Raw genomic sequence first — 25,961 nt, forward strand, 5'->3', positions numbered from 1 at the left:
GTGTCCGATAAAAACCAGAATCTCCAGGATATTTTCCTCAACGCCCTCCGCAAAAGCAAAACCCCGGTGACCATGTTCCTGGTTAAGGGCGTCAAGCTGCAGGGCATCATCACCTGGTTCGACAACTTCTCGCTGCTGCTCCGCCGTGATGGTCAGTCGCAGCTTGTCTACAAGCACGCGATTTCGACGGTGATGCCTTCGCACGATTTCGACCTGTCGCTGCTCGGCGACAATCTGCGCGATGCGCCGGCGAGCAAAGGCAAGGCGCTGCAAGATGTCTTCCTCAACGCGGTGCGCAAGTCGGACGAGTCGGTGACGATGTTCCTCGTCAATGGCGTGATGTTGCAGGGCGATATCGTCGCATTCGACCTGTTCTGCATGCTGCTCGAGCGCGAGCGTCAGGTTCAGCTCGTCTACAAGCATGCGATTTCGACCGTTCAGCCGAACGGCCCGATCAACCTAACCGACAGCGAGCCGGACGCAGAAGCGGACAACGCCTGATCGACCCGATAATCGACAATGAAGACGAGGTAACGCGCGGCGCCGCCGCGCTTATCGTCGTGCCCGAATGGCATAGCCAGCGGCTTGCCCGCGATCTCGACGCGCGCGCCGAGGAGGCGCGGGGGCTTGCGCTTGCGATCGGGCTCGACGTCGTCGCGGTGCATACGCTCCGCCTGCGCCAGACGCGCGCCGCGACTTTGCTCGGCGTCGGGCAGATCGATGCGATTACGCCCGATATCGCGGCAAAGGATGTCCAGCTGGTCGTCGTCGATGCTGCGCTCAGCCCGATCCAGCAGCGCAATCTCGAAACCGCGTTCGGGACGAAGGTGATCGACCGCACCGGCCTGATCCTCGAAATCTTCGGCGAGCGCGCCGCGACCTCCGAGGGGCGGCTGCAGGTCGAACTCGCGCATCTCGATTATCAGGCGGGGCGGCTGGTGCGCAGCTGGACCCACCTTGAGCGTCAGCGCGGCGGCTTTGGCTTCCTCGGCGGGCCGGGCGAAACGCAGATCGAGGCCGACCGGCGGATGATCCGCAACCGCATGGCGCGTATCCGGCGCAGCCTCGAAGATGCGCGCCGAACGCGGCAGCTACAGCGATCGAAGCGGCAGCGCGCACCGTGGCCGGTGGTGGCTCTTGTCGGCTATACCAACGCCGGAAAATCGACGTTCTTCAATCGGTTGACCGGAAGTGACGTCATGGCGGAAGATATGCTTTTCGCCACGCTCGACCCGACGATGCGCGAAATCCGGCTGCCCGGCATCGACAAGGCGATCCTGTCGGACACGGTGGGTTTTGTGTCCGACCTGCCGACCGAATTGGTCGCGGCGTTCCGCGCGACGCTGGAGGAAGTCACCACCGCAGACCTGATCGTTCATGTCCGCGATATCGTTCATCCTGACAGCGAAGCGCAATATGACGACGTGCGCGCCATTCTGAACTCGCTCGGTGTCAACGGGCCGCAGGATGGGGAGGAGGGCGATGCGCCGCCGGTGATCCAGCAGATTGAAATCTGGAACAAGATCGACACCGCCGATGGCGATCGCCGGGCGGACATTGAAGAGATGGCAGCGCGGCGCCCCGACGTGGCCGTGATATCGGCCGTGACGGGCGAGGGCGTCGAAGCCGCGCGAACCCTTATGGCGTCACAATTGACCGCGCTGCATAAGGTGCGGCGCATCTATCTGAGCTACGGCCAGGGCGAAGCGGCGGCGTGGCTTCACGCGCGGGGCGAAGTACTCGCGGACGAGCCCGAGGCGGAAGGTCATGTGCTGACGGTGCGGCTCGATCCCGCCGACAGCGCGCGGTTCGAACGGCTCTGGCCGGCTACGGACGCTCCGACGCCTTAACCGCCAGCCAGTGGCTTTCCTGCGCGTCGAGCGACAGGCCCGACAGGCTGCCACCCGCGCGATCTTCCATGGCGGCAAAGCGCCGCGCGAATTTGGCGTTGGCATCGCGCAAGGCGCCTTCGGCGTCGACGCCAAGGTGGCGTGCATAATTGACCACCGCGAGCAGCAAGTCGCCGACCTCTTCGTGGCGTTCGGCATCGGTGGTTGCGGCCGCGACCTCGGCGAGCTCCTCGGCAATCTTGTCACGCGGGCCATCGATGTCGGGCCAATCGAAACCAACGCGTGCTGCACGGCCTTGCAGCTTTTGCGCGCGGAGCAATGCGGGCAATGACAGCGCGACGCCGGCAAGCGCGCTTGCGGGACCATCGGCGGTGCGCTCGGCCGCCTTGATCTGCTCCCATTGCTGGCGGACATCGTCGGTCTTGCCGCCGCCGAATATATGCGGATGGCGGCGTTCCATTTTGTCGCTGATCGCGTTGGCGACATCGTCGAAACCGAACAGGCCATCATCGGTCGCGATCTGGCTGTGGAACACGACCTGGAGCAGCAGGTCGCCAAGCTCGTCGCAGATCGCATGGGGGTCGCCGCCGGCAATTGCATCGGAAACCTCATAGGCTTCCTCGATTGTATAGGGCGCGATCGTCGAAAAGCTTTGCGCCAAATCCCATTCGCAACCGCCGTCAGGATTGCGCAACTGCGCCATGATAGCGAGCAGGCGATCGATGGGAGATAGCGCCACAGCCTCGGTCATATCTTAAACTCGTTTTGAAAAGGGACATTGTTTACGCGACTGGAAATGAAGTCGCTGGGGCAGCGTCTAGCCTCGACATAGCGCAACGCGGCCTCAGCTCAAGTATGAGGTATCGAGAGGTCACGAACTCGGGCAATGCCCTTCCGCTTTTCCGCCGTCATCGCGCCCGTTCGTAATGGAGGAGAATCGTGCCCCGCTCGAACGTCCGGACATGTTTGAGGCGTAGGTCGGTGCGCCCGTCAATGTCGGTGAACAGATGCCGACCCTCGCCGACGACGACGGGATGAAGCAGAATGCGATATTCGTCGACCAGCCTGGCGTTGGTGAGCGACCGAACGAGGGCAGGGCTGCCGAATGTTATGATATCGCCTCCGTCCTCGGCTTTGAGAGCTCCGATCTGTCGCTCGATATCATGGCCAACAAGCTGCTTCGGCGGATCGAAATCGCCCCATTTGATATCGGGAATTTCGCGTCCGGTAACGATCAGCTTGGGCGTTTTGTTGACGATGTCGCCGAGGTGCAGGCTGACATCGTCGACGCCCGGCCAGTCCCGGACATAGGGCCATTTCCTCGACAAATCGTCATAAGTGCCATGCCCCATCAAGATCGTGTCGACGGTGTCGAAATTCTCGTGAAATGACGAAGCACTGTCCTCGATGCCAGCGCCTGCCCAGAGCATGAAGTTGGTTTCGTCATCCGCGGGCCCGGTGACCACGCCGTTGAGCGTGCTGTGGATTGAAACGATGAGCTTGCGCACCGACTGTCTCCTTATATTCGAGCCGACCAGACCGACTTGATATTGAGACGACGAATGGAGCTGTCGGAAATCGACATCGTTCCACAATTATTTTTTGTCGGATGGCGTGCGGGGGAGCCCTTATCGAACTAGAAAGTTTATTCGATAATATATATTATGTTAAATTCCTTGAGGCCCACGAGAGGCAAGGCCCCCGCTATGTCATCATCTGCCACGTGCGGATGACGAGGAATATGAGCCCAAAGATCGCCACCCACGCCAGCGCCATTTTGAGCCAGTCCGCCATTGGCAAGCGCCGCGCCAGCAATGAACTCAGGACCAATGTGAACGCGCCGGCGAACCACAGGATTTGAACCGTCGTGTCGCCACTCATAGTTGCACCTCCAGCCCGTCATATCCGGGTTCGACACCCGGCGGCAATTCGGCCGCAAGGTCGTCATAATCCATCGTATTGTCCATATGTGTGATGATTGCGCGCGGATTGCCCACCTTGCCAAGGCCATCGAGCGTCATCGCCAGATGCGGATGCGTCGGGTGCGGATAGCGGCGCAGCGCGTCGATGACGAACAGGTCGACGCCTTGGAAGAAGTCGACCATTTCGTCAGTAAACTTCGAAAAATCAGTTGCGTAGGCGATCTTGTGCGCACCGTCGCTGAAGATCAGACCACTGGCCTTGATCGGCCCGTGCGGCATTTCGATTGCTGACACTTCAATGGGGCCAATCGACTGATGATCGTGGAGATCAATCGGGTCGACCGACGCTGGATAGCCGGCATTGCCCGCAAAGGCATAGGTGAATCGCCATTTGAGGATATCGAGCACATGGTCGCGCGCATAGACGGGAACGGCGGACCGGCGCAGGTGCATGACCTGGCGCAGATCGTCGAGGCCATGCGTATGGTCGGCATGCTCGTGGGTCCAGATGACGGCATCGATTTCGCCCACGCCGGCATCGAGCAGCTGCAACCGCATATCGGGGCTGGTGTCGACGAGGATACGAAAGCCCCCGAGCGACACCATGATCGACGCCCGGCTGCGCAGGTTGCGGGGGTTGTCGGGATCGCACTGCCCCCAGTCGTTGCCGATCCGCGGAACCCCCGAAGACGTTCCGCAGCCGAGGATTCTCAACCTCATAATGTTTGTAACATCATGGCAGCGCCTTATTGAAAAGGCGGTAAAAGTTAACACTCGTCGCCTCGGCGAGCACATCTTCATCCTCGTTGCGCAAATGTGCGAGGAACGTAAGCGTATCGGCGACGAAGGCGGGCTCGCCGGTTTTGCCACGATGCGGGACGGGGGCGAGGAAGGGGGAATCGGTCTCGATCAGCAGCCGGTCCTGCGGCAACCATTTGGCTGTGGCCTGGAGATCGGCGGCATTCTTGAAGGTCACTATCCCCGAAATCGAGATGAAGAGCCCGAGGTCGAGCGCCTTATGGGCAAAATCGTCGCTCGCGGTGAAACAGTGGATCACGCCGGGGAACACCGCCCTGCCCATCTCTTCGCCGAGCAGCGCCAGCGTATCGGCTTCGGCATCGCGCGTGTGGACGATGATCGGCAGGCCGGTTTGCTGCGATGCGTGGATATGGCGGCGAAAGCTATCCTGCTGCCGCTCGCGGTCGCTCTTGTCGTAGTAATAATCGAGCCCGGTTTCGCCGATCCCGATCACGCGCGGATGCGCGGCGCGTTCGAGCAGCTTCGCGGTATCGACATCAGGATGGTGGTCGGCGTCGTGCGGGTGGATACCGACGCTCGCCCACACATCCTTGTTCGCTTCGGCAGCAGCGAGCACATCGTCCCATTCGCTTTCGCGCGTTGCGATGTTGAGCATCGCGGTGACGCCCCGCGCGCGCGCGCGCTCCAGCACCTCGCCTTGCTGCTCGGCGAGGCCCTTGTAGTTGAGGTGGCAGTGCGAATCGACGAGCATTACGCCTCCCCTTCCCCTTCAGGCAGCTCGAGGCGGGGGAAGATCGGGACAGGCTGGCCGACCGTGAAGCCGCTGGCAGATAGTTTTGTCAGCCAATCCTTGTCATCCAGCGCAGTAAAGTCGCGCGCGTCGGTGGCGATACCCATCTGGTCGAGGAGCTTATCGGCGGCCGCGGGCACGACCGGGCGGATCGCGATTGCGAGGGTGCGCACCGCCTGGAACAGGGTCATCAACACCGCACCCATGCGCTCAGGGTCGGTCTTGCGCAGTGCCCAAGGCGCTTGCGTGTCGACATATTGGTTGCAGGCGAAGACCGCGCGGATCCAATCCTCAATGCCGATCGAGAAGGCGAGTTGTTCGAACTCGCGCGGCAGGCGGACGGCCGCCATGTCGGCGAGGTCCGCGAGCAGGTCGATATCCCCTTGCGTGGATACATAGTTCGCCGAAAGTTTGCCGTCCAAATTCTTGAAAATCATCGACAAGCTGCGCTGAGCGAGATTGCCGAAGCTGTTCGCGAGGTCGGCGTTCGCGGTGCGCACGATCGCATCGGCCGAATAGGTGCCGTCCTGGCCAAAGCTGACTTCGCGGAGGAGATAATAGCGTAGCGCGTCGACGCCGAACTGATCGGCAAGCGCCATCGGATCGACGACATTGCCGAGCGATTTCGACATCTTCTCGCCACGGTTGAGCAGGAAGCCGTGGCCGAACACTTGGCGTGGCAAGGGCAGCTTTGCGCTCATCAGGAAGGCCGGCCAGTAAACCGCATGAAAACGCACGATATCCTTGCCGATCATGTGGATATTCGCTGGCCAATATTTGCCGAAATCGCTGTTCAGGTTGGGATAGCCGAGGCCCGAGAGATAGGTGGTGAGGGCGTCGACCCACACATACATCACATGACCCGGCGAGCCCGGCACCGGCACGCCCCAGTCGAAGCTAGTGCGCGACACGCTGAGATCCTTGAGTCCGCCTTCGACGAAGCGCAGCACCTCGTTGCGGCGGGTTTCGGGCCGAATGAAATCGGGCTGGTCGTTGTACAGCGCGAGCAGCTTGTCCTGATATTCCGACAGCTTGAAGAACCAGCTTTCCTCGACGGTCCATTCCACCGGCGTTCCCTGCGGCGAGAGGCGGACGCCCCCTTCCCCGTCGGTCAGTTCGCTTTCGTCGTAAAAGGCTTCATCGCGAACCGAATACCAGCCTTCATAACGGTCGAGGTAGAGATCGCCATTGGCTTCCATCGCCTTCCAGATCGTCTGCGAGGCCGCGTGATGCGCGGCGTCCGACGTGCGCATGAAATTGTCATAGCTGATATTCAGCCTAGCATACATCTCACGGAAATATCCCGACATTTCATCGGCAAGGTCGATCGTCGCGCGGCCCTGATCGCGCGCAGTCTGGAACATTTTAAGACCATGTTCGTCGGTCCCGGTGATCAGCCGGACATCGCGGCCGCGCGCGCGCTGGAAACGCGCCATGACGTCGGTCGCGATCGCTTCGTAAGCGTGGCCGATATGCGGACGGCCATTGGGGTAGCTGATCGCGGTGGTGATGTAGAAAGGTTCGGTGTTTTCGGACATGCGCGCGCCTTAGCCGCTGGCGCGCGCGAGGGAAAGCGTCAGCGTGCCATCTGGCCCGTCCTCGGCGCCAATTCGGCGAGGCAGTTGCCGATTTCGAAACCGACCATCGCGCCGTCGTACGATCCGCGGATCGCGTCGCGGACGGTGCGCTGGACGCGGTCCCACTGTGCGAGGATCGGTGCGATTTCAGCCACCGGCCGTTCGCGCGCCAGGCGCGCGAGCAACCCTGGAACAATGTCGATGACCAGTTCGAGTCGGGCGCGATTGCTGGTCCCGCCGACTTCGCGCGCGAGCGCCTCGCGCAGCCGGTTCTCGGGATCTCCCGACGTGGCAATGGCGAGCAATTTCTTCTCCATCAACGCGACATCGCTGTCGATCAATGCAAGCGCTTTACCCGGTACACCGCCTGACGCGGCGACGATCGCGCGCACCTCGGCCACCTCCAGCATCGGGCGCAACTCGTGCAGCCACGGCGTCATGGCGTCACGTTCAACCGGTTGAAAACGCAGTGTTCTACAACGTGACCGGATCGTCGGAAGCAAGCGTCCCGGCGAATGGCTGACGAGCAGGAAGAGCGTTTTTGCCGGCGGTTCTTCGAGCGTCTTGAGCAGCGCGTTGGCGCCATCGGTCTCCAGATCGTCCACCGCGTCGACGATGATCACGCGCCACTCGCCGAGCGACAGCGACAGGTGCAGGCGGCGGATCATCTGCCGGACCTGTTCGATCGTGATGTTGCGGGCGAGTTCCTTGGCCTTGTCTTTCGGCTGGCGCGCGAGGCGGAGGATCTCGGGATGGTTTCCAGCGTCAACAAGGCGTGCTGCCGCACCGTCGCCCGGATCGTCGAGACTCATCGCCTGACCGTCACCGCCGCGGCCATGGGTCACGAGAAAGCGCGCGACGCGTTCAGCAAATAGGCCCTTCCCCATACCCTGCGGTCCGGCGAGGAGCCAGGCGTGGTGAAGGCGGCCGCCCTGCCAGGCTTCGAGAAAGGCCTTTTCGACGTTCTGATGGCCGATCATCACAGCCATTCGGCGAGTTCGGTGAGGATCGCAGCGGTGACATCCGATGCTGCCGCGTCTGCATCGACGATTCGCCATCGCGCGGGTTCGGCTTTCGCCATCTCGACAAAACGCGCCGCGAGCCGCGCCTGATAGTCGGCGGGCTTGTTGCCCATGCGGTCGCTTCCGCCGCGTTCGGTCAACCGCCGTGCGGCTTCGCCGGCGCTGACGGTGAGCAGGAAAGTGCGGTCGGGCAGCAAGCCCATCGAACCGAATCCGTGCAGCGTCAGCAGGTCGGCGTCGGTGATGCCGCCGCCGCCGCCCTGATAAGCGCGGCTCGAATCGACGAAACGGTCGCAGAGCACCCACGCCCCGCGTTCAAGCGCGGGACGGATCGTCCGCGCGACATGATCGGCGCGCGCGGCGGCGAAGAGCAGGGCCTCGCTACGCGCATCCCAACGGTCGTCGCTTCCCTCCATCAGCAGCGCGCGGATCGCCTCCGCGCCCGCGCTGCCGCCGGGTTCGCGCGTTGCGACGGTTTCGATGCCGCGCGCCTCGATCGCGTCCGCGAGCGCGCGAATCTGGGTGGACTTACCAACCCCTTCGCCGCCCTCGAGCGTGATGAACCGCCCGGTCACAGCCCGGTCAGCCGGTAAAAACCTGTTCGTGCGCGCGCCCACACGCCGCCCTCGGCGACGTCAATGGCGGCGATCAGCGGCGTCGTTTGCGGCGGCAGGCCATCGGGCGTGACGACAAGGTCGGCGACCGGCGTCCCGCGCGTCAGCGGCGCGGCGATGGGGGCTCGGGTGCGCATCACCGCGCGATAGCCGCCCTCATAGCCCTTGGGAACCGTCATCCGCACGGCGATCCCCGCCCGAGTGGCGACCGAGGGAATGGCGCCCTTTCGGACGTCGATCCGGCCGAGGCTGGCGCCCGCGGGCACGAGTTCCCTTCCCTCCCATTCGTCGAAGCCCCATTTCATCAGCCGTTCGGCCTCGTCGCGCCGTGCTTTTTCGCTGCTCATGCCGGCAACGACCATGATCAGGCGACGACCGTTCCGCTTCGCCGAACCGAGGAAGCAATAGCCGGCTTCGGCGGTGTGGCCCGTTTTCAGGCCGTCGGCCCCCTCGAAACGCCCGAGAATGGGGTTGCGGTTGGGCTGGATGATCGGCTTGCCCTCGGGCGACTTGCCGTGTTGGAGCTTCGGCAGCGAGAAATATCGACTATAGCCATCCGGATGGTCGCGGATCAGCCGGTCGGCAAGCGTGATGAGATCAGCCGCGCTGACTTTGGTGATGCCGCCGTCGGGCCAGCCGCTCGGCGTTCCGAAGCGACTCGATGCCATCCCAATTTTGGCCGCTATGGTGTTCATTCTTTTGACGAATACATCCTCGCTTCCGTCGATGCCAACAGCCAGAACCGCTGCGGCATCATTGCCCGAGACGGTGATCAGTCCCTTGAGCAATTCGTCGACCGAGACTTTTTCGTTCGGGCGCAGGAACATCGTCGATCCGCCGGTGCTGCCGTTCCATTTCTTCCACGTCGCCTCGCTGACGGTGAATTGCTTGTCGCGCGCGAGTTCGCCCTTTTTGATCAGGTCGAGCACGACATAGGCGGTCATCACCTTCGCCATCGACGCCGGGGCGAAGCGCTTGTCGGCGCCGCGCGAGAAAAGAATCGCGCCCGAATCGAGATCCTTGAGCATGATGATCGGCGCTTGCGTGACATAGAGCGGGCGGCTCACGGGAGTATTTTTGGCCGACGCGCTCTTGGGGCGGGTATCGCCTGCCGATGCTGCCGGAAAAGCCAGCGTCAACGCAAGCGCGGTCAGGCCCGCCGCCGCGCCCTTCACGATAATCCCTGGCCTCCCCACGCGCAGGCTCGTTAGCGATCGCGCTGGACCACCGCGTCGCGGAAGCCTTTGGCTTTGACTTTGCCGAGCGCGCCTCGCGCCTCGGCGTCGCTTGCGAAGGGGCCGACGCGAACGCGCCACAGATTGCCGGCCTTGGTGACATGGCCGCCGACCGACTTGGCGGCCGCATTGGCACGGGTCTCGCTGCTGAACGCTCCGACCTGAATAGCATATTTCCCCGCGACCGCGACCGCGGCAGCGGGCTTGGGTGCGGGTTTTGTCGTCCCCGGACCTTCGACGACGAAGCGGTCGTCACCGGGCTTGGCCTTGCCCGATGCGATCGGCGCCGCCGGCTGAGCGGCGACAGGCGGTGCCGCAGCGACCGCCTTGGGCACCGGCAGTGCCTTTGCCTTGCTGCGCAGGATCGCCAGCAGCGATTCGGGTGTTGCAATTCGTTCCGGAACGGGCTTGCCCGACCGAAGCTGCGCACGTTCGGCTGCGGGCGGATTAGTGCGGCGGACGCGGACCGCGGCGACGCCGTCGGTCAGGCCCAATTGTTCGGCAGCGCCGCGCGACAGGTCGATCAGGCGGTCGCCGACCATCGGGCCGCGGTCGTTGACGCGCACGAGGATCGTCCGCCCCGTATCGAGTGCGGTGACCTCAACATAGCTCGGCAGCGGCAGCGTCTTGTGCGCTGCCGATATGCCCGCGGGATCGAAAGTCTCGCCGTTCGCGGTGGGGCGCCCGGCAAGTTCCTCGCCATACCAGCTGGCATAGCCGACATCGTCATAATCGGGGATATCGGCGGGCGTATAGGTGATGCCGCCGACCGAATAGGGATCGCCGACCTTGACCGGCACGTCGGCCACTCCCGCGACTGAAGATGCCGGCGTCGGGCTTGCCGTCGGCCCACCTTGGCGCTTGCCATCCACACTTCCACAGCCGGCGAGCATCAGCATCGCTCCGGCCATCAGGCCCCCGCCCCTAACGATCGATTTCATCCGCCAGCAACCCCACAGACAGTGCGTAAAAGTTGGAACAATTATAGTCCAATATCGCACGATAGTTACCGGTCAGCAAATAAGCCGTTCGACCGGGGCCATCGGGTTCGAGAAGCGTCGCCTGCACATTGCCGTCGGGCCAGCGGCCGCCAAGCGGCGCGATGCCGTCGGCGCGCCATTCAGCGATCGAGCGCCAGCGGCTGTGGCGATCGAAAACGCGCGGGCAACGCGTGGGGGTAAGGCGGTTGGCGACCGCGCCGCGGTTGAAGCCCGCGGGAACGGTGACCGCAACGCCCCATGGCTGCCCGGCGCGCCACCCGGCGCGGCGAAGGTAGGAGCCGATCGATTCGATCGCATCGGCCTCGCTCGACCAGATGCGCGCGACGCCGTCGCCATCGCCGTCCTCGGCGACCTGCAAATAGACCGACGGCAGGAATTGCGGATAACCGAAGGCCCCGGCCCAGCTTCCCTTGAGCGCGCTGCGCGGTACGCCGCGTTCGACCATCACCATCGTCGCGATCAGTTCGGGTTCGAACAGGCTGCGGCGGCGCCCTTCATAGGCCAGCGTCGCCAGCGCTTCGGGGAGGTCGAAATTTCCGGTCACTTGACCATAAGCGGTTTCGTGGCCGTAGATCGCGATCATTATGCTGGTGGGAACGCCCGTGCGCTGTTCGATCCGCGAGAGCAGCGGGAGCAGCCGGTCATGGACGCGGCGACCGCCGCCGATGCGCGCCGCGTCGACATGTTTCGCCTTGTAAGGCGCGAACGACGGGATCGGGGTGTTGGGGCTCGGCGGACTGCCGAGGTTGTCGCGATCGAGCGCGACGACGCGCGGATTATAGGTCAGCCCCGCGGTTACCCGGTCGAAGGTCGTGCGCGACACACCGCGCGCCTGCGCCTTCGGCCAAAGCGACTGGACATAGGTGTCGAATCCGGACTCGTTACTCTGTGCAAGGAGCGGCGCCGACGCCGTGAGCATCCATGCCGACAGAAACGCCGTGACAAATTTGAAAAGGCGTCCGATTCTGAAACCTATAGCGTGCATCATGTCCCCACCATAAGACGTGTCTCGCACAGATGCGAGCGGCTTGACTAGGTTGCCGCGAGACAAAGCGAGTCATTCGCGGGGCGGGCCGAACGGGCAAGGTTTCGCTTGCCGCAAGGACATCACGCGCTATGGCGACGCCGTGCGGACAGGTGGCCGAGTGGTTTAAGGCAGCGGTCTTGAAAACCGCCGTGGGTGCAAGCTCACCGTGGGTTCGAATCCCACCCTGTCCGCCAACCATCAGGCGAAATGCAGCCGCCGATACTTCCCGCGAAAATAGAGCAACGGATCGCGGTGCGGTTCGAACTGCGCACGCACGACCCGGCCGACGAGAATGAAATGGTCGCCCGCTTCGTGCAGCGATTCATGCTGGCACTCGAACGAGACGAGCGAACTGCCGAGCAACGGCACGCCGGTTGAGCCGGGCGCCCACGGCTGGTTGGCGAAACGGTCCTCGCCCTTTGCCGCAAAGCGGTTCGACGTTGGCTGCTGGCCGATCTGTAGGACATTCACGCCGAAATGTTCGGCCTCGCGGAGGGCCGGCGCGGTTCCCGCCGTGTTGGCAATGCACACGAGCAAGAGCGGTGGATCGAGCGAGACTGAGGTGAAGCTGTTCGCGGTGAGCCCGACCGGCGTGCCAGCATTGTCGAGCGCGGTGACGATCGTGATACCGGTGGCGAAGCAGCCCATCGCGTCGCGCAGCGTGCGCGGATCCGATCCAGCCTTGAACTCCATCGCCTCGCGCGGCTGACGTCGTTCAAGGAATTCGAGCAGCTGGCCGAGTAGCGCCTCCTTGCGGTCGGACGCGAGTTCGAGGTCGCATTCGTTGATGTCGACGCTCTCGCCCATGGGTAGTGCGGCGTTGAACGTGTCGCTGACCGCGCTGCACTGCGCGGGTGAAAAACCGCCGCGGACGACAAGCGCCGGGACGGCCAGTCGCGCGGGCACGTTATTCGCGATCGCGTCTTCGTCGACCGGCATGTCGACCAGCACCAACCCGGCGGCGAGGAGGGCGCCATCGAGCGCCAGTGCGCGCGTCGCGATCCATCCGCCGCGCCCAGCGGTCACGACGACCGGGCGTGAGCCCATTTGTGCGAGCACCGCGCGCATATCCTCGATATGCGGCGCCAGTCCGTCCGTCTCGCTCGCTTCGCGAAGGTCGAGATTGACGACGCGGCGCCCCGAAAGCACCAGCGCGTCGGCGACGTCGCGCCATGCGGTGCGGCCCTGCCCCAGGTCGGGAATGAGCAGCACGGCGGGGTCGTTTTCGTCGCCCAGCATGTCGGCCGACAGAGGGACGCCGCCGAAACCCTTATATTCGATGAGACTCAAAAACCCCCCTTGCCGCGCCGGCTGGCGCGGGCGCCGGCGGCTTTCGATGTGATCAAGTTGCGAAGAATCGGATCATATCGAAAGCTACCGCGCCGCGCCAGCACGCCGGGCAAATTACGCGCGCATCGACGCGAGCCGCTGATCGACGATGGCATCGGCCTCGGCGATAATGCGGTCGATGAGTTGCTGGCACGTCGGAATGTCGTGGATCAACCCCTGAACCATGCCCGCCCAGAACACACCCTTGGTGAGGTCGCCGCTCTCCAGCAATTCGCGGCCCGCCTTGCCGTTCACCAGTTCGGCGACGTCGGCGAAGGTCGCGTCGGGCACCGCAAGGCGGCGCACCACCTCTTCGCTCACGTCGCTCTTGCCGACGCGCGCGGTATTCTTGAGGCTGCGGAAGATCAGGAAGCTGCCGCGTTCGTCATTGTCGACATAGGCTTGCTTCACATTGTCGTGGATCGGCGCCTCGACCGTCGCGCAGAAGCGCGTGCCCATGTTGATGCCCTCGGCGCCCAGCGACAGCGCCGCGACGAGGCCGCGACCATCGCCGAAGCCGCCCGAGGCAAGCATCGGGATCTTCACCTTGTCGGCGGCGGCGGGGATCAGGATCAGGCCGGGGATATCGTCTTCGCCGGGGTGCCCAGCGCATTCGAAGCCGTCGATCGAGATGATGTCACAACCCGCGCGCTCGGCCGACAACGCGTGCCGCACCGCAGTGCATTTGTGGAGGATGGTGACGCCATGGGGTTTGAGCATCTCCCAGATTTCGCGCACCGCCTGTGTACCCGCGGTCTCGACGATCTTGACCCCGCCGTCGATGATCGCCTGCGCGTAGGCCTTGTAATCGGGGGCATTGATCGTCGGGAAGACGGTCATGTTTACGCCGAAGGGCTTGTCGGTCATCGACCGGCACTTTTCGATTTCCTCGCGCAGCGCTTCGGGGCTCGGCTGTGTCAACGCCGTGATGATCCCAAGGCCGCCGGCGTTCGATACCGCGCTCGCCAGTCCGGCATAGCCGACGCTCTGCATCCCGCCCTGGACGATCGGATGTTCGATACCCAGCATTTCGGTGATGCGTGTCTTGAAAGCCATTCGATCTCTCCTGTGCGGTCCTGCCCTTACGGCACCTTCGCCCCGATCCATGAAATAACTTGACGCTTACGTCAACGTCGGGTTGACTAGGAAAATAGTTAGATAGCGAAGGGAATCGAAATGACGGCGGGCGAAGGCATATCGGATCGGGCGCTGGCCATTGCCGCAAAGGTCGAAGCGTTCGTTCGCGAAGCCATCATTCCCTACGAGCAGGATCCGCGCCGCGACCATCATGGCGCGCCGACCGACGAGCTGGTGATGGAAATGCGCGAACATGCACGCGCAGCTGGCGTATTGACGCCGCATATCTTCGATGATGGCAGCCACCTCAACCAGCGCGAGACCGCAGTTGTGCTGATAAAGAGCGGCCTGTCACCGCTCGGCCCGCTCGCGTGCAACACGATGGCGCCCGACGAGGGCAATATGTATCTGCTCGGCAAGGAAGGAAGCCCCGAACTCAAGGAGCGTTTCCTGAAGCCGATGGTCGAGGGGCGCGTCCGCTCGGCCTTCTTCATGACCGAGCCCGCCGAGGACGGCGGGGCCGGGTCCGACCCGTCGATGATGAAGACGACGTGCCATCCCGATGGCAATCATTGGGTCATCAACGGCCGCAAGACCTTCATCACCGGCGCGCAGGGCGCGCGCGTCGGGATCGTGATGGCGAAGTCCGAGCAGGGCGCGTGCATGTTCCTCGTCGACCTGCCCGACCCCGCGATCCGCATCGACCATGTTCCCAACACGATCGACAGCTCGATGCCCGGTGGCCATGCGACGCTGACCATCGACAATTTGCGGGTGCCTGCCGACCAGATGCTGGGCGAGGCCGGCGAAGGCTTTCGCTACGCGCAGGTCCGTTTGTCCCCTGCCCGCCTGTCGCACTGCATGCGCTGGCTCGGCGCGTGCATCCGCGCGCATGAGATCGCGACCGACTACGCCAATCGCCGTGAGGCGTTCGGCAAGCCGCTGATCGAGCATGAGGGCGTCGGCTTCATGCTCGCCGAAAATATGATCGACCTGAAACAGGCCGAACTGATGATCGACTGGAGCGCGGGCGTGCTCGACACCGGATCGCTCGGCACCGTTGAAAGCTCGATGGCGAAGGTTGCGGTGTCGGAGGCGCTGATGCGCATCGCCGACCGCTGCGTCCAGGTGATGGGCGGCACCGGGGTGACCGACAAGACCATCGTCGAACAGGTGTTCCGCGAGGTTCGCGCGTTCCGCATCTACGACGGCCCGACCGAGGTCCACAAATGGAGCCTCGCCAAGAAGATCCGCCGCGACTGGAAAGCCGGGCTCGCCTGACACGACCGCCAGTTGCGCGGCGAAAAGCGTAGCGTCAAAGGGCTTGACGTTTACGTCAACGTCCGGTTCACTGGCCGCAACGAGATAATGGGAGAAGGACGGGTGCGCGCATGACGATCCTCTATGACGAAGGCCAGCAGGCGATCGCGACCGAGTCCCGGCGCGTTCTCGAAGCGCGGGTCAGCAAGGATGCGCTGTTGCCGCTGCTCGAAGCGACCGGCGAATATCATCGACCGTTCTGGGACACCGCAAAGGAACAGGGCTGGACCGCGCTCGCGCTTCCCGAAGCCGTCGGCGGACTGGGTCTTGGTCTCATCGAACTGGGTCTGATCGCGCATCAGGCGGGACGCAGCATCAGCGGTGCACCATTCCTGACGTCGGGTTTCGGCGCGGCGAAGGCGATCGAGCTTTTCGGATCGGGCGCACAAAAGATGCGCTGGCTGCCGGGTCTGGCGAGCGGCCAAATCATCGGCGCGATCGCCTTTGCGGCTGGCCCTGACGCCCTTCCTGCACGCCCCGACGTGACCTTTACCGGCGATAGGCTCGACGGCACAGTGCGCGGTGTTTCTGCGGGGCTCGCGGCCGATGTCGCAATCGTCTTTGCGAACGGACCGGGCATGCCGGTGCTCACGCTGGTCGATCTCGCCGGCGCACAACGCTCTCCCGTCCCAAGCTTCGACAATAGCCGCCTGATTACCGACCTCAGCTTTTCTGGTGTGCCGGCCCAAACGCTCGCGGTTGGTAGCGCGGCGCGCGATGCGGCGCTTCACATCCTCGCATTGCAATCGGTCGTCACCGCGCATGAACAGACCGGCGGCGCCGAGGCGCTGATGGAAATCGCGCGCGACTATGCCCTCACCCGCCGCGCGTTCGGCCAGCCGATCGGTGCTTTTCAGTCGGTGAAGCATCGTATTGCCGAACTGTACGGCCTCGTCGAACTTGCCCGCGCGAACTGCATCCACGCCGCGGCGCGCGAAGGCGCCGCCGATTTCATCACCGCGGCGGCTGCGGCGCGCCTGTCGGCGACCGAAGCCTATGATACCGCGGCGCGCGATTGCATCCAGATCCATGGCGGTATCGGTGTGACCTGGGAAATTGGTCTGCACCTTCATATGCGCCGGGCGCGCAGCCTCGCGATCGAGCAAGGCAGCAGCCTGTTCTGGGAGGATGTTCTCGTCGACCGGCTGGCAGGAGAAGCCGCATGAGCGATCTTGAAGCCTATCGCGCCAAGGCCGCAGCCTGGCTCGCCTCGATGGCGCCGACCTATGGCCGCGACGCGCGCAAGGGCCTGGCCGAAGCCGATGATCTGGCGCTGGGTCGCCGGTATCAGAAAGCTAAGTTCGACGCGGGCTATGCCGGGATCAACTGGCCGACCGAGTATGGCGGTCAGGGCCTTGGCCACCTCGAAAAAGTTACCTTCGATGCCGAGGAAATGAAGCACGGCTTCCCGAGCTTCTATTTCGGCATTTCGCTTGGCATGCCGGTGCCCGTGCTGATGCAGTTCGGCAGCGACAAGGAATTCGTCAAGGAGCGCGTGCTCAAGGCGCTGCAGGGCGAGGAAATCTGGTGCCAGCTCTTTTCGGAACCCTCGGGCGGATCGGACCTTGCAGGGCTGCGCACGAAGGCCGAGCCTGACGGTAACGGGTGGAAGATCAACGGCCAGAAGGTGTGGACGAGCTGGGCGCATTACAGCGATTATGGCGTCATCGTCGTCCGCACTGACCCGACCGTTCCGAAGCACAAGGGCCTCACTTACTTCTGGGTCGATATGAAGGCGCCGGGCGTTACCGTGCGGCCTATCAAGCTCGCGGGTGGTGACAGCCACGTCAATGAAGTGTTTTTCGACGATGTGAAAATCACCGACGATCACCGCATGTCGCCGGTCGGCGGCGGCTTTGCCGTTGCGATCGCGACGCTGATGATCGAACGCTATGTCGCGACCGACAGCGCGGGTTTCGGGCCGCATCTCGACCTGTTCGTCGAACTGGCGAAAGAGGTCCAGCTCAATGGGCGTCCGGCGATCGAGGATGGCCGTATCCGACAGCAGATCGCGCGCAACCATGCGATGCGCGCGGGACTTGATTCGATCAATGTCCGCGCGCGGCTGATGATGCAGGCGGGAATGATGCCGGGGCCCGAAGGTTCGCTCAACAAGCTCGTCGCGGTGCGCTCGCGCCAGAAGCTGTCGGAGCTTGCGCTCGATCTTCAGGGCAGCGACGGCTTCCTGTTCGACGAGCACGCCTCGCAGAAAGAAGATTGGGCGTCGAGCTGGATCAACGCCCCTACCGGCCGCATCGCGGGCGGATCGGACGAGACGCTGCTCAACACGATCGCCGAAAAAGTCCTGAGACTGCCGCAGGACCATCGCCCCGACAAGGGCATCCCTTTCAACCAGATTCCGGCCTGAGGAGGCGCGCGCATGAAAATCGATTCCTGCATTTCCGCAGTTGTCACCGGCGGCGCGTCGGGCCTCGGCCGTGCGACCGCCGAAGCGCTGGCCGCGTCGGGCGTGAAAGTTGCGATCTTCGACATCAACGACGCGCTCGGCGAGGAGGTGGCGGCGTCGATCGGCGGACTGTTCGTGCATGTCGACATCACCGACGAACAATCGGTCTTGGATGGCTACGCCAAGGCGCGCGCCGCGCATGGGCAGGAGCGCGTGTGCGTCCATTGCGCAATGACCTCGCGCCGCGGCAAGACGCTCGCTTACGACAAGGAAACGGGCACGTTCCGCCGCACGCCGACCGAAGATTATGCCTATGGCGTCGCGGGCATATTGACTGCGAGCTACCGCATCGCATCGATCGCCGCCGAGGGCATGGCGAACCTTCCCGAAATGGACGACGGCGAGCGCGGCGCGATCATTTTCACCGCATCGGTCGCCGCGCAGGACGCGCAGATCGGGCAGGTCATCTACGGATCGGCCAAGGCCGGCGTGAACGGCCTCGTCCTGCCGATGGCGCGCGACCTGATGGACCTCGGCATCCGGGTCAATTCGATCATGCCCGGCGTGTTCGGCACCCCCTTGCTCGGTAATATGAACCCGAAGGTGAAGGAGAGCCTCGAAGCCTCGGTCCCCTTCCCCAAGCGCCTCGGCAAGGCCGAAGAATATGCGAGCCTCGCGATGGAGATGGTTCGCAACACCTATTTCAACGGCCAGGCGGTCCGCCTCGACGGCGCGATCCGCATGGCTCCCCGTTAATCTCGCCGACCAAAAGGAATTTCATCATGGCCGAAGCCTATATCATCGACGCCGTTCGCACCCCCCGCGGGGTTGGCAAGCCCGGCAAAGGCGCATTGTCGCACCTCCACCCCCAGCATTTGGCCGCGACGGTGCTGGCCGCGATCCGCGACCGCAACAATCTCGACACCGCGACGGTCGACGACATCGTCTGGTCGACGTCGAGCCAGAATGGCAAGCAGGGCGGCGATCTCGGCCGCATGGCAGCGCTGTCGGCGGGTTATGACACCAAGGCGAGCGGCACGACGCTCGATCGTTTTTGTGGAGGCGGGATCAGCTCGGTGAACTTCGCCGCGGCCAGCGTGATGAGCGGCATGGAAGATTGCGTCATCGCGGGTGGCACCGAGATGATGAGCTACACCACGGCCTACGCTGCGGAACAGGCGAACGCCGGCCTGCCACCGCGCCTGATGGGATCGGGCCACGAGGCGCTCGACGAATTGCATCCGCAATCGCATCAGGGCGTGTGCGGCGATGCCATCGCGACGATCGAAGGGATCAGCCGCGAGGCGCTCGACGCCTTGGCGCTGGTCAGCCAGCAGCGCGCCGATCGCGCGATCAAGGAAGGCCGCTTCGCCAAGTCGGTTGTGCCGGTGTTCAACCCGGACGGCAGCGTCGCGCTCGACCACGAGGAATTCCCGCGGCCCGAAACGACGGCCGAGGGGTTGGCGTCACTCAAGCCCGCCTTCACCGGCCTCGCCGATTTCGACCTTGGAGGCGGCTTCACCTTCCGCAAGCAGGTCAATCGCCGCTATCCCGACGTCGAGATCCAGCATTTCCACCATGCGGGTAACTCGTCGGGCGTCGTCGATGGCGCCGCGGCGTTGCTGCTCACCTCAAAGGATTACGCCGACAAGCATGGCTTGAGGCCGCGTGCGCGCGTCGTCGCCTATGCCAATATCGGCGACGATCCGACGCTGATGCTCAACGCCCCCGTCCCGGCGGCCAAGAAGGTGCTCGAAAAGGCCGGGCTGACCAAGGACGACATCGACGTCTGGGAAATCAACGAAGCCTTTTCGGTTGTGGCCGAGAAGTTCATCCGCGACCTCGACCTCGACCGCGAGAAGGTGAACATCAACGGCGGCGCGATGGCGCTCGGCCATCCGATCGGCGCAACGGGTTCGATCCTTATCGGCACCGCGCTCGACGAACTCGAACGGTCGGGCGGTCGCTATGGCCTCGTCACCATGTGCGCCGCGGGCGGCATGGCGCCCGCGATCATCATCGAACGCATTTAAGGCACAGGAGAGTCAAATGACCGGGCCGTTGAAGGGTATCAGGATCATCGAATTTGCCGGCATTGGTCCCGGTCCCTTCTGCGGCATGATGCTCGCCGACCATGGCGCCGAGGTGATCCGTATCGATCGCCCCGGCGGCTTCATGGACCCGCGCGATCCGCTGAGCCGCAACCGCACCTCGATCGCGCTCGACATGAAAAATCCCGCGGCGGTCCAGATCGCGCGCGAGCTCTGCAAAAGCGCCGACGGGATCATCGAGGGTTATCGGCCGGGCGTGATGGAACGGCTCGGACTTGGGCCCGACGTGCTGCTCGCCGACAATCCGAAGCTGGTTTATGGCCGCATGACCGGTTGGGGCCAGTTCGGCCCTTATGCGCAGGCGGCGGGGCACGATATCAATTACATCTCGCTGTCGGGCGTCCTTCACGGCATCGGACGCGCGGGCGAAAAGCCCGTTCCGCCCGTCAATTATGTCGGCGATTTCGGTGGCGGCGGGATGATGCTCGCCTTCGGCATGTCGAGCGCGCTCGTCCACGCTGCGCGCACCGGCGAGGGTCAGGTGATCGACTGCGCGATGACCGACGGCTCGGCGCTGCTCGCGGGAATGACGTGGGGGTTTCACGCGGCGGGCCGGCTCAAGGACGAAGCCGGGGTCAACATGCTCGACGGCGCGGCGCATTTTTACGACAGCTATGTCTGCGCCGACGGCAAGTTCATCTCGATCGGGTCGATCGAGCCGCAATTCTATGCGCTGCTGCGCAAAAAGACCGGGCTGACCGACGACGCCGATTTCGATGCGCAGCTCGACCCGTCGAAATGGGGGGCGCTCAAGGAAAAGCTGACCGCGCTGTTCAAGACAAAGACGCGCGACGAATGGTGCGCGATCATGGAGATGACCGACGTCTGCTTCGCGCCGATCCTGTCGCTGAGCGAAGCGCCGCAGCATCCGCACAATGTCGAACGCGAAACCTTCCTGACGGTCGGCGGCGCGGTTCAGCCGGCCCCTGCCCCGCGTTATTCGGCGACGGTCAATGACACACCGCGCCCGGCACCGGCGGTCGGTGCCGATGGTGACGCGGTGCTGGCTGGGCTGGGCTATGATACAGACAAGATTGCCGCGCTCCGCGAAGGCGGTGCGGTGCGCTGACGCCTAGGCGCCGCGCGCGGTCATCGCTTCCCAGAGGCCGCGCCCGCCAAAGCCGGCAACCTGACGCCCCAGCCGCGCCGCCCAAAAGGCATCGTTTCCGTGTGCTCCGCGCCAGCGCATTAGCGGGACGGTCACCCGGTGGAGGTCGTATTCTTCGGTGAAGCCGATCGCGCCATGCACCTGATGCGCGATGGCGGTGACGACGCCGACGGCGCGATTGGCGCGCAGTTTCGCTGCGGCGATCTCGAAATCGGCTGCTGCTGCATCGAGCCCCACGGCATCAAGCCGCGACGCCAGCGCCGCCGCTGCCGCCTCGACCGCGCGGACTTCGCACGCCATCGCGGCCAGCGATTGCTGCACCGCCTGGAACTTGCCCAGCGGGCGGCCGAATTGCTGGCGGGTATTCACATGGTCGATCGAGAGCGAAAGCGCCCGCCCCATCGCGCCCGCCATCAGGCTGACCGTTGCCGCAGGCTGGAACGCTTCACCCGCGATCAGCTCGGCGACCGGGAGATCCGGCACGATCACACCGGCGATCTGCAGCACCGCGTTCACGTCGCCCCAGTCACCGCCGAAACCATTGTTTTCCTCGGGAACCAGCAGCAGGCCAAAGCCCGCTTCCTCGACCGGAGCGATCCCCGCCGTCGCGGCCTCGGCGAAGACCGCGCGTGCCGTATCGCAGAGCATGTCGCGTGCCGCGCTCATCTGAGGCCCAATCCGCGTGCGATGATCCCGCGGATCACCTCGCGCGTTCCGCCGCGCAGCGAGAAGCTGGGCGATGCGATGAGGAGGGCGCGGAGCAGTTTCGCGAGATCATTTTCATCGTCCCAGCCGCTTGTCACAATCGCCTGCACCCGGCGCGGCATATCCTGTTCAAAGGCATTGCCGAGTTCCTTGACCACCGACGCCTCGACCATCGGGTCTTCGCCAGCCGCGAGCTTCGCCGCGGTGGACATGGAGAGTTGGCGCAGCGTCCATATTTCGGCGGTGAGTTCGCCGATCAGCGTGGTGATTGCCGGATCGGGTTCGGGGCCCGCTGCATCGATGAGCGCCACGAGCAGCGCATGGCTCGACAGATAACGTTCGGGGCCCGAGCGCTCGAGGCCGAGTTCGGCGGTGACCTGCTTCCACCCCTGCCCGCGTTCGCCAACCAATGCGCCGTGCGGGACGAGTACATCGTCGAAGAAAACCTCGTTGAAATCATGATGCCCCGCCATGTCGATGATCGGACGGATCGTGATGCCTGGGGTGTCGAGATCGATCAGCAATTGACTGAGCCCCGCGTTGCGTTCGCTCCCTTCTTCGGTGCGGACGAGCGCGAGCATGATATGCGAGAAATGTGCGCCGGTGGTCCAGATCTTCTGGCCGTTGATCCGCCAGCCCTCAGCAGTTTCGCGTGCCGTCGTTCGCACTGCGGCGAGGTCGGAACCGGCGCCGGGTTCGGACAGGCCGATGCAGGCATAAAGCTCGCCCGCCGCAATTCCCGGGAGGTAGCGCTGCCGCTGTTCCTCGCTGCCATAACGCAGGATCAGCGGGCCGGTCTGGCGATCGGCGATCCAGTGCGCGCCGACGGGCGCTCCGGCGGCCAGCAATTCCTCGATCACGACATAACGTTCGAGCGGATGGCGGTCGCTGCCGCCGTATTGCGTCGGCAACGTCATGCCGACATAGCCCGCTGCGCCGAGCGCGCGACTGAAACTGGCGTCAAAACTCGCCCAGCAATTCGCTCGCGCTACCACGTCGCTCTGCGGCTGGTTCGCCGCAAGCCAGTCCCGCAAATCGGTACGCAGTGCGGCAATGTCGCCGGGCGGATCGAAAGGATAGAGCGCAAAGCCTTGCATGTCGCACCAGCCATGCAATAGCTTTGGTTAGTCAGCAAAGGATAATTGAAGATGGGCGAATTTCTGAGTGTCGAGCGGCGGGGCAAGATCGCGATCCTGACGATGATCAAGCCCGAGAGTATGAATGCGATCGGCACGCACGAAGATTGCCAGGACATCATCGACACGCTCCGCGCCCTTGGCGACGACCGCAGCGTCAGCGCGATTATCCTGACCGGCAGCGGCAAGGCGTTCAGCGCGGGCGGTAACCTCAAGGGTATGCAGGATCGCCAAGGCATCGGCGTGCTCGATCAGCCCGATTCCACGCGTGCCAACTACCGCAAGGGCGTGCAGGCGGTGATTCGTGCGCTGATGGATTGCGAGGTGCCGATGATCGCCGCGGTTAACGGCCATGCAATCGGCCTCGGCGCCGATCTTGCCTGCACCTGCGATATCCGCATTGCCGCCGAGAGCGCGAAATTCGCGTGCAGCTTTATCAAGGTCGGGATCGTTCCCGGCGACGGCGGAGCGTGGCTGCTCCAAAAGATACTCGGCTATCCGCGTGCCGCCGAGCTGTTCCTGACCGGGGACCGCTTTGACGCGGTGCAGGCAAAGGAATATGGTCTGGTCACGGACGTCGTGCCCGATGCGGAACTGCTCGACCGTGCAATCGCCATTGCCGAGCGGATCGTCTGCAACCCGCCGCGCGCGCTGCGTCTGACGAAGCGTTTGCTGCGCGAAGCGCAGCACAGCCGGATGAGCGATATTTTGGAACTTAGTGCAGCCTATCAGGCGATCGTCCATGAAACCGCGGATAACCGCGAGGCGATCAACGCGTTCGTCGAAAAGCGTCCGCCGGTGTTTACAGGAGAATGATGATGATTGCCGAGCGTGTCCTGCCACTGGCCGGCGTCCACAATTTCCGGGACTATGGCGGTTACGCGGTCGAGGGTGGCGGGCGGCTGCGTGACGGGACGCTCTGGCGCTCGGCGCACCATGAGGCCGCGACCGACGATGATCTGGACGCACTCGATACGCTGGGGCTGGAGACGGTGATCGACCTGCGCGGTGACGACGAACGCGAGTTGCACCCGTGCCGGCGCTCCGAGACTTTCTCGGCGCGCGTGCTGTTCGCGGGCGGCATTACCGCCGGGCTCGCGCCGCACCTGCAGGCGGCGGGCGGGACGATCGACGTAGAGACGGCGCGCGAGCGGATGATCGATACCTATGCCGGCATGCCCTATCGCCCCGCGCTCGTCGCAACGCTGCGGCTCTATCTGGCCGCGCTCACGGAATATGATGCGCCGAGCCTTGTCCACTGCGTCGCGGGCAAGGACCGCACCGGATTTGCGGTGGCAATCGTCCACCGGCTGCTCGGGGTCCACGAGGACGATTTGATGCAGGATTATCTCCTCACCAACACCGCGGGCAAGATCGAGGAACGCATCGCGCAGGGCGCGGCGCATATCCGCTCGCGTTACGGCGCCGAAATCCACGACGATGCGATCCGCGCTTTGATGTCGGTCAACCCCGCCTATCTCGACGCCGCGCTCGCCACGGTGCGACGCGACCATGGCGACATTCCGACCTATGCCGAGGCGGTGCTGAACTTCACCCCCGACATGCGCGAAGCATTGGTCGACCGGCTGGTGCTGTAGGGGCTATTTGCCCCTGACGAGCACCCCGCCCTTCACCACCGCGTCGACGCTTTCGAGCTGGCGCACTTCGGTCAGCGGATTGCCGTCGACCGCGACGATATCGGCGTAGCGCCCAACCGCGATCGCGCCGACATCCTTCTCGCGGCCCAGCGCCTCGGCGGCGTTCTTTGTCGCGGCCTGGATCGCCTGTAGCGGGGTCATTCCATATTCGACCATGACGCGGAACTGGCCGCCGACCTGCCCGTGCGGCATCACGCCCGCGTCGGAACCGAACACCATGCGCACGCCGGCCTTCACCGCTTTCCGGAAATTGTCGCGCTGGATTTGTGCGACTTCGCGGTCCTTGCGCAGATTATCCTCGAGCACGCCATTCTTCGCGCCTTCGGCCTGCGTATAGTCGGTGTTGTAGATATCCATCGAGAACCACACCGGCTGCTTGCGTGCGAGCGCCATGCGGATGCCCTCGTCATCGACGAGGCTGACATGCTCGATCGTGTCGATCCCGGCGGCAATTGCGGCGCGGATGCCCGAAGCGCCGTGCGCGTGCGCCGCGACGCGCAGACCCCATTGATGCGCCTCGTCGGCGATGGCGGCGAGCTCCTTTTCGGAGACCTGCAACTGGCCGGGTTCGGTGTTGCGCGAGAATACGCCGCCGGTCGCGCAGACCTTGATCACCTCGGCGCCATATTTGCGTTGGCGGCGGACCTGGAAGCGCAGTTCTTCGGGCGTGTCGCCGATCCCCTCTTCCTTGCCGTCCTTCTTCTCAAGGCTGGGCGGCAGGAAGGTGCTGTCGCAATGCCCCCCGGTCGCGCCGAGCGCATAGCCCGCAGGGACGATGCGCGGACCCGTTGCGTAGCCCGCGTCGATCGCCTGCTTCAGCCCAATATCGTTGCGGTTGTCCGACCCGACGTTGCGCACGGTGGTGAAGCCCGCGCCGAGCATGTCATTGGCATTTTTGACCGCGGTCATGCTCCAGAAGCTGTCGGTGAATTCGAGGCCGCGATAGCCGCCGATGTCGGCGGGCCCGTCGAGATGGACGTGCATATCGATCAGACCCGGGACGAGCGTCTTGTCGCCGAGGTCGATATGTTTGACGTTCGATCCCCAGCGCACGGTGCGCGCATCGGCGATGTTCGTGATGCGGCCGTCGGCGCCGACGAAGATCGCAGGAAACTCAACCGTCTTGCCGGTCAGCACGTCGACGTAGCGCGCGGCTGTGATGACGGTCTGGCCGGCATCTTCCTGCGCCTTCGCGGGGGCGATCGAGGCGACGAAAAGCGCCGTCGAGCCCAAAGCGATTCCCCGCAGAAAACTGCCTAACTTCACTCGCGATTGCATATCTTACCCGCCTGTTGTTGGTGCCCGGATATCGT

Annotated in this window: 26 protein-coding genes and 1 tRNA gene; 11 read left to right on the forward strand and 16 right to left on the reverse strand. The window is 64.0% G+C overall.

Annotated features, from left to right (window positions below):
* Positions 1-501 carry an RNA chaperone Hfq gene (hfq, locus tag V8J55_RS13845; RefSeq protein ID WP_056375239.1) on the forward strand — a complete coding sequence of 167 codons (501 nt, stop codon included), beginning with the start codon at positions 1-3 and terminating at the stop codon, positions 499-501.
* A 59-nt stretch (positions 502-560) separates the two neighbouring features.
* Complete coding sequence (hflX, locus tag V8J55_RS13850) at positions 561-1,850, forward strand: GTPase HflX (RefSeq protein WP_443030825.1); 1,290 nt, start codon at positions 561-563, stop codon at positions 1,848-1,850.
* On the opposite strand, the gene mazG is transcribed toward hflX, so the two are convergent.
* From mazG to V8J55_RS13905, 11 genes are all read right to left on the reverse strand, one after another.
* On the reverse strand, positions 1,828-2,601 hold the full coding sequence (gene mazG, locus V8J55_RS13855; RefSeq protein ID WP_336446209.1) for a nucleoside triphosphate pyrophosphohydrolase: 774 nt from the start codon (positions 2,599-2,601) through the stop codon (positions 1,828-1,830). The two genes, hflX and mazG, sit on opposite strands and share 23 nt — an antisense overlap.
* A gap of 157 nt (positions 2,602-2,758) precedes the next feature.
* A complete protein-coding gene (locus V8J55_RS13860) occupies positions 2,759-3,358 on the reverse strand; it encodes a dihydrofolate reductase family protein (protein WP_336446210.1) in 600 nt (199 codons plus the stop codon).
* A gap of 196 nt (positions 3,359-3,554) precedes the next feature.
* Positions 3,555-3,731: a hypothetical protein gene (locus tag V8J55_RS13865; protein ID WP_336446211.1), complete on the reverse strand. Its 177-nt coding sequence runs from the start codon at positions 3,729-3,731 to the stop codon at positions 3,555-3,557.
* Complete coding sequence (locus V8J55_RS13870) at positions 3,728-4,492, reverse strand: MBL fold metallo-hydrolase (protein ID WP_336446212.1); 765 nt, start codon at positions 4,490-4,492, stop codon at positions 3,728-3,730. Before V8J55_RS13870 ends, V8J55_RS13865 begins: the two co-directional genes overlap by 4 nt.
* Before the next feature lie 13 nt (positions 4,493-4,505).
* The gene (locus V8J55_RS13875; protein WP_336446213.1) at positions 4,506-5,282 is read right to left on the reverse strand and encodes a TatD family hydrolase; all 777 of its coding nucleotides are present in this window, start codon (positions 5,280-5,282) and stop codon (positions 4,506-4,508) included.
* Entirely contained in the window at positions 5,282-6,859 is a 1,578-nt protein-coding gene (gene metG / locus V8J55_RS13880; RefSeq protein WP_336446214.1) for a methionine--tRNA ligase, read from the reverse strand. The genes V8J55_RS13875 and metG overlap by 1 nt, the downstream gene beginning before the upstream one ends.
* Before the next feature lie 38 nt (positions 6,860-6,897).
* Positions 6,898-7,956 carry a DNA polymerase III subunit delta' gene (locus tag V8J55_RS13885; RefSeq protein WP_336446215.1) on the reverse strand — a complete coding sequence of 353 codons (1,059 nt, stop codon included), beginning with the start codon at positions 7,954-7,956 and terminating at the stop codon, positions 6,898-6,900.
* Entirely contained in the window at positions 7,878-8,495 is a 618-nt protein-coding gene (tmk, locus tag V8J55_RS13890; RefSeq protein WP_336446216.1) for a dTMP kinase, read from the reverse strand. Before tmk ends, V8J55_RS13885 begins: the two co-directional genes overlap by 79 nt.
* The gene (locus tag V8J55_RS13895) at positions 8,492-9,730 is read right to left on the reverse strand and encodes a D-alanyl-D-alanine carboxypeptidase family protein (RefSeq protein ID WP_336446217.1); all 1,239 of its coding nucleotides are present in this window, start codon (positions 9,728-9,730) and stop codon (positions 8,492-8,494) included. The genes tmk and V8J55_RS13895 overlap by 4 nt, the downstream gene beginning before the upstream one ends.
* Before the next feature lie 11 nt (positions 9,731-9,741).
* A complete protein-coding gene (locus V8J55_RS13900) occupies positions 9,742-10,680 on the reverse strand; it encodes a septal ring lytic transglycosylase RlpA family protein (protein ID WP_336446218.1) in 939 nt (312 codons plus the stop codon).
* 13 nt (positions 10,681-10,693) lie between these two features.
* Positions 10,694-11,689, reverse strand: coding sequence for a lytic murein transglycosylase (locus V8J55_RS13905; RefSeq protein WP_336446882.1), 996 nt, complete (start codon positions 11,687-11,689; stop codon positions 10,694-10,696).
* 212 nt (positions 11,690-11,901) lie between these two features.
* On the opposite strand from V8J55_RS13905, the gene V8J55_RS13910 reads away from it, so the two are divergent.
* A tRNA-Ser gene (locus V8J55_RS13910) sits at positions 11,902-11,991 on the forward strand.
* Positions 11,992-11,995: 4 nt separating this feature from the next.
* Here V8J55_RS13910 and V8J55_RS13915 read toward each other — a convergent pair.
* Positions 11,996-13,087: a flavin reductase gene (locus V8J55_RS13915; RefSeq protein ID WP_336446219.1), complete on the reverse strand. Its 1,092-nt coding sequence runs from the start codon at positions 13,085-13,087 to the stop codon at positions 11,996-11,998.
* Between the two features lie 114 nt (positions 13,088-13,201).
* Positions 13,202-14,182 (reverse strand): NAD(P)H-dependent flavin oxidoreductase, encoded by a 981-nt coding sequence (locus V8J55_RS13920; RefSeq protein WP_336446220.1) that lies wholly within the window; start codon positions 14,180-14,182, stop codon positions 13,202-13,204.
* Positions 14,183-14,302: 120 nt separating this feature from the next.
* Here V8J55_RS13920 and V8J55_RS13925 point away from each other — a divergent pair, with 120 nt between their 5' ends.
* The 6 genes from V8J55_RS13925 to V8J55_RS13950 all read left to right on the forward strand — a co-directional run bounded on the left by V8J55_RS13925 (position 14,303) and on the right by V8J55_RS13950 (position 21,110).
* A complete protein-coding gene (locus tag V8J55_RS13925; RefSeq protein WP_336446221.1) occupies positions 14,303-15,484 on the forward strand; it encodes an acyl-CoA dehydrogenase family protein in 1,182 nt (393 codons plus the stop codon).
* Between the two features lie 110 nt (positions 15,485-15,594).
* Positions 15,595-16,689: an acyl-CoA dehydrogenase family protein gene (locus V8J55_RS13930; RefSeq protein WP_336446222.1), complete on the forward strand. Its 1,095-nt coding sequence runs from the start codon at positions 15,595-15,597 to the stop codon at positions 16,687-16,689.
* The gene (locus tag V8J55_RS13935; RefSeq protein WP_336446223.1) at positions 16,686-17,891 is read left to right on the forward strand and encodes an acyl-CoA dehydrogenase family protein; all 1,206 of its coding nucleotides are present in this window, start codon (positions 16,686-16,688) and stop codon (positions 17,889-17,891) included. Before V8J55_RS13930 ends, V8J55_RS13935 begins: the two co-directional genes overlap by 4 nt.
* A 12-nt stretch (positions 17,892-17,903) precedes the next feature.
* Complete coding sequence (locus V8J55_RS13940; RefSeq protein ID WP_336446224.1) at positions 17,904-18,686, forward strand: SDR family NAD(P)-dependent oxidoreductase; 783 nt, start codon at positions 17,904-17,906, stop codon at positions 18,684-18,686.
* A 26-nt stretch (positions 18,687-18,712) separates the two neighbouring features.
* A complete protein-coding gene (locus V8J55_RS13945; protein WP_336446225.1) occupies positions 18,713-19,963 on the forward strand; it encodes an acetyl-CoA C-acetyltransferase in 1,251 nt (416 codons plus the stop codon).
* Positions 19,964-19,979: 16 nt separating this feature from the next.
* Entirely contained in the window at positions 19,980-21,110 is a 1,131-nt protein-coding gene (locus V8J55_RS13950; protein WP_336446226.1) for a CaiB/BaiF CoA transferase family protein, read from the forward strand.
* A 3-nt stretch (positions 21,111-21,113) separates the two neighbouring features.
* Here the strand turns inward: V8J55_RS13950 and V8J55_RS13955 are convergent, their stop codons facing one another.
* On the reverse strand, positions 21,114-21,815 hold the full coding sequence (locus V8J55_RS13955; protein ID WP_336446227.1) for an acyl-CoA dehydrogenase family protein: 702 nt from the start codon (positions 21,813-21,815) through the stop codon (positions 21,114-21,116).
* The gene (locus V8J55_RS13960) at positions 21,812-22,951 is read right to left on the reverse strand and encodes an acyl-CoA dehydrogenase family protein (protein ID WP_336446228.1); all 1,140 of its coding nucleotides are present in this window, start codon (positions 22,949-22,951) and stop codon (positions 21,812-21,814) included. The genes V8J55_RS13955 and V8J55_RS13960 overlap by 4 nt, the downstream gene beginning before the upstream one ends.
* 51 nt (positions 22,952-23,002) lie before the next feature.
* On the opposite strand from V8J55_RS13960, the gene V8J55_RS13965 reads away from it, so the two are divergent.
* Together V8J55_RS13965 and V8J55_RS13970 are read left to right on the forward strand one after the other, a co-directional pair.
* Positions 23,003-23,806 carry a crotonase/enoyl-CoA hydratase family protein gene (locus V8J55_RS13965; protein ID WP_336446229.1) on the forward strand — a complete coding sequence of 268 codons (804 nt, stop codon included), beginning with the start codon at positions 23,003-23,005 and terminating at the stop codon, positions 23,804-23,806.
* Positions 23,807-23,808: 2 nt separating this feature from the next.
* Positions 23,809-24,588, forward strand: a complete 780-nt coding sequence (locus tag V8J55_RS13970; protein WP_336446230.1) for a tyrosine-protein phosphatase — start codon at positions 23,809-23,811, stop codon at positions 24,586-24,588.
* 3 nt (positions 24,589-24,591) lie between these two features.
* On the opposite strand, the gene V8J55_RS13975 is transcribed toward V8J55_RS13970, so the two are convergent.
* A complete protein-coding gene (locus tag V8J55_RS13975) occupies positions 24,592-25,926 on the reverse strand; it encodes a Xaa-Pro dipeptidase (RefSeq protein WP_336446231.1) in 1,335 nt (444 codons plus the stop codon).
* Positions 25,927-25,961 lie beyond the last annotated feature (35 nt).

This window comes from Sphingopyxis sp. CCNWLW2 (assembly GCF_037095755.1).
Classification (GTDB): Bacteria; Pseudomonadota; Alphaproteobacteria; order Sphingomonadales; family Sphingomonadaceae; genus Sphingopyxis.

Excerpts from the sequence above, each read along its gene's own strand:
- V8J55_RS13965 (WP_336446229.1), top strand. The coding sequence starts at position 23,003 with ATGGGCGAATTTCTGAGTGTCGAGCGGCGGGGCAAGATCGCGATCCTG.
- V8J55_RS13970 (WP_336446230.1), top strand. The coding sequence starts at position 23,809 with ATGATTGCCGAGCGTGTCCTGCCACTGGCCGGCGTCCACAATTTCCGG.
- metG (WP_336446214.1), bottom strand. The coding sequence starts at position 6,859 with ATGTCCGAAAACACCGAACCTTTCTACATCACCACCGCGATCAGCTAC.
- V8J55_RS13960 (WP_336446228.1), bottom strand. The coding sequence starts at position 22,951 with ATGCAAGGCTTTGCGCTCTATCCTTTCGATCCGCCCGGCGACATTGCC.
- V8J55_RS13975 (WP_336446231.1), bottom strand. The coding sequence starts at position 25,926 with ATGCAATCGCGAGTGAAGTTAGGCAGTTTTCTGCGGGGAATCGCTTTG.
- V8J55_RS13875 (WP_336446213.1), bottom strand. The coding sequence starts at position 5,282 with ATGCTCGTCGATTCGCACTGCCACCTCAACTACAAGGGCCTCGCCGAG.
- V8J55_RS13930 (WP_336446222.1), top strand. The coding sequence starts at position 15,595 with ATGACGATCCTCTATGACGAAGGCCAGCAGGCGATCGCGACCGAGTCC.
- V8J55_RS13945 (WP_336446225.1), top strand. The coding sequence starts at position 18,713 with ATGGCCGAAGCCTATATCATCGACGCCGTTCGCACCCCCCGCGGGGTT.
- V8J55_RS13925 (WP_336446221.1), top strand. The coding sequence starts at position 14,303 with ATGACGGCGGGCGAAGGCATATCGGATCGGGCGCTGGCCATTGCCGCA.
- V8J55_RS13900 (WP_336446218.1), bottom strand. The coding sequence starts at position 10,680 with ATGGCCGGAGCGATGCTGATGCTCGCCGGCTGTGGAAGTGTGGATGGC.
- V8J55_RS13870 (WP_336446212.1), bottom strand. The coding sequence starts at position 4,492 with ATGAGGTTGAGAATCCTCGGCTGCGGAACGTCTTCGGGGGTTCCGCGG.
- V8J55_RS13950 (WP_336446226.1), top strand. The coding sequence starts at position 19,980 with ATGACCGGGCCGTTGAAGGGTATCAGGATCATCGAATTTGCCGGCATT.
- V8J55_RS13905 (WP_336446882.1), bottom strand. The coding sequence starts at position 11,689 with ATGCTCACGGCGTCGGCGCCGCTCCTTGCACAGAGTAACGAGTCCGGA.
- V8J55_RS13955 (WP_336446227.1), bottom strand. The coding sequence starts at position 21,815 with ATGAGCGCGGCACGCGACATGCTCTGCGATACGGCACGCGCGGTCTTC.
- V8J55_RS13935 (WP_336446223.1), top strand. The coding sequence starts at position 16,686 with ATGAGCGATCTTGAAGCCTATCGCGCCAAGGCCGCAGCCTGGCTCGCC.
- V8J55_RS13940 (WP_336446224.1), top strand. The coding sequence starts at position 17,904 with ATGAAAATCGATTCCTGCATTTCCGCAGTTGTCACCGGCGGCGCGTCG.
- V8J55_RS13865 (WP_336446211.1), bottom strand. The coding sequence starts at position 3,731 with ATGAGTGGCGACACGACGGTTCAAATCCTGTGGTTCGCCGGCGCGTTC.
- V8J55_RS13885 (WP_336446215.1), bottom strand. The coding sequence starts at position 7,956 with ATGGCGAATCGTCGATGCAGACGCGGCAGCATCGGATGTCACCGCTGC.
- mazG (WP_336446209.1), bottom strand. The coding sequence starts at position 2,601 with ATGACCGAGGCTGTGGCGCTATCTCCCATCGATCGCCTGCTCGCTATC.
- V8J55_RS13920 (WP_336446220.1), bottom strand. The coding sequence starts at position 14,182 with ATGGCTTTCAAGACACGCATCACCGAAATGCTGGGTATCGAACATCCG.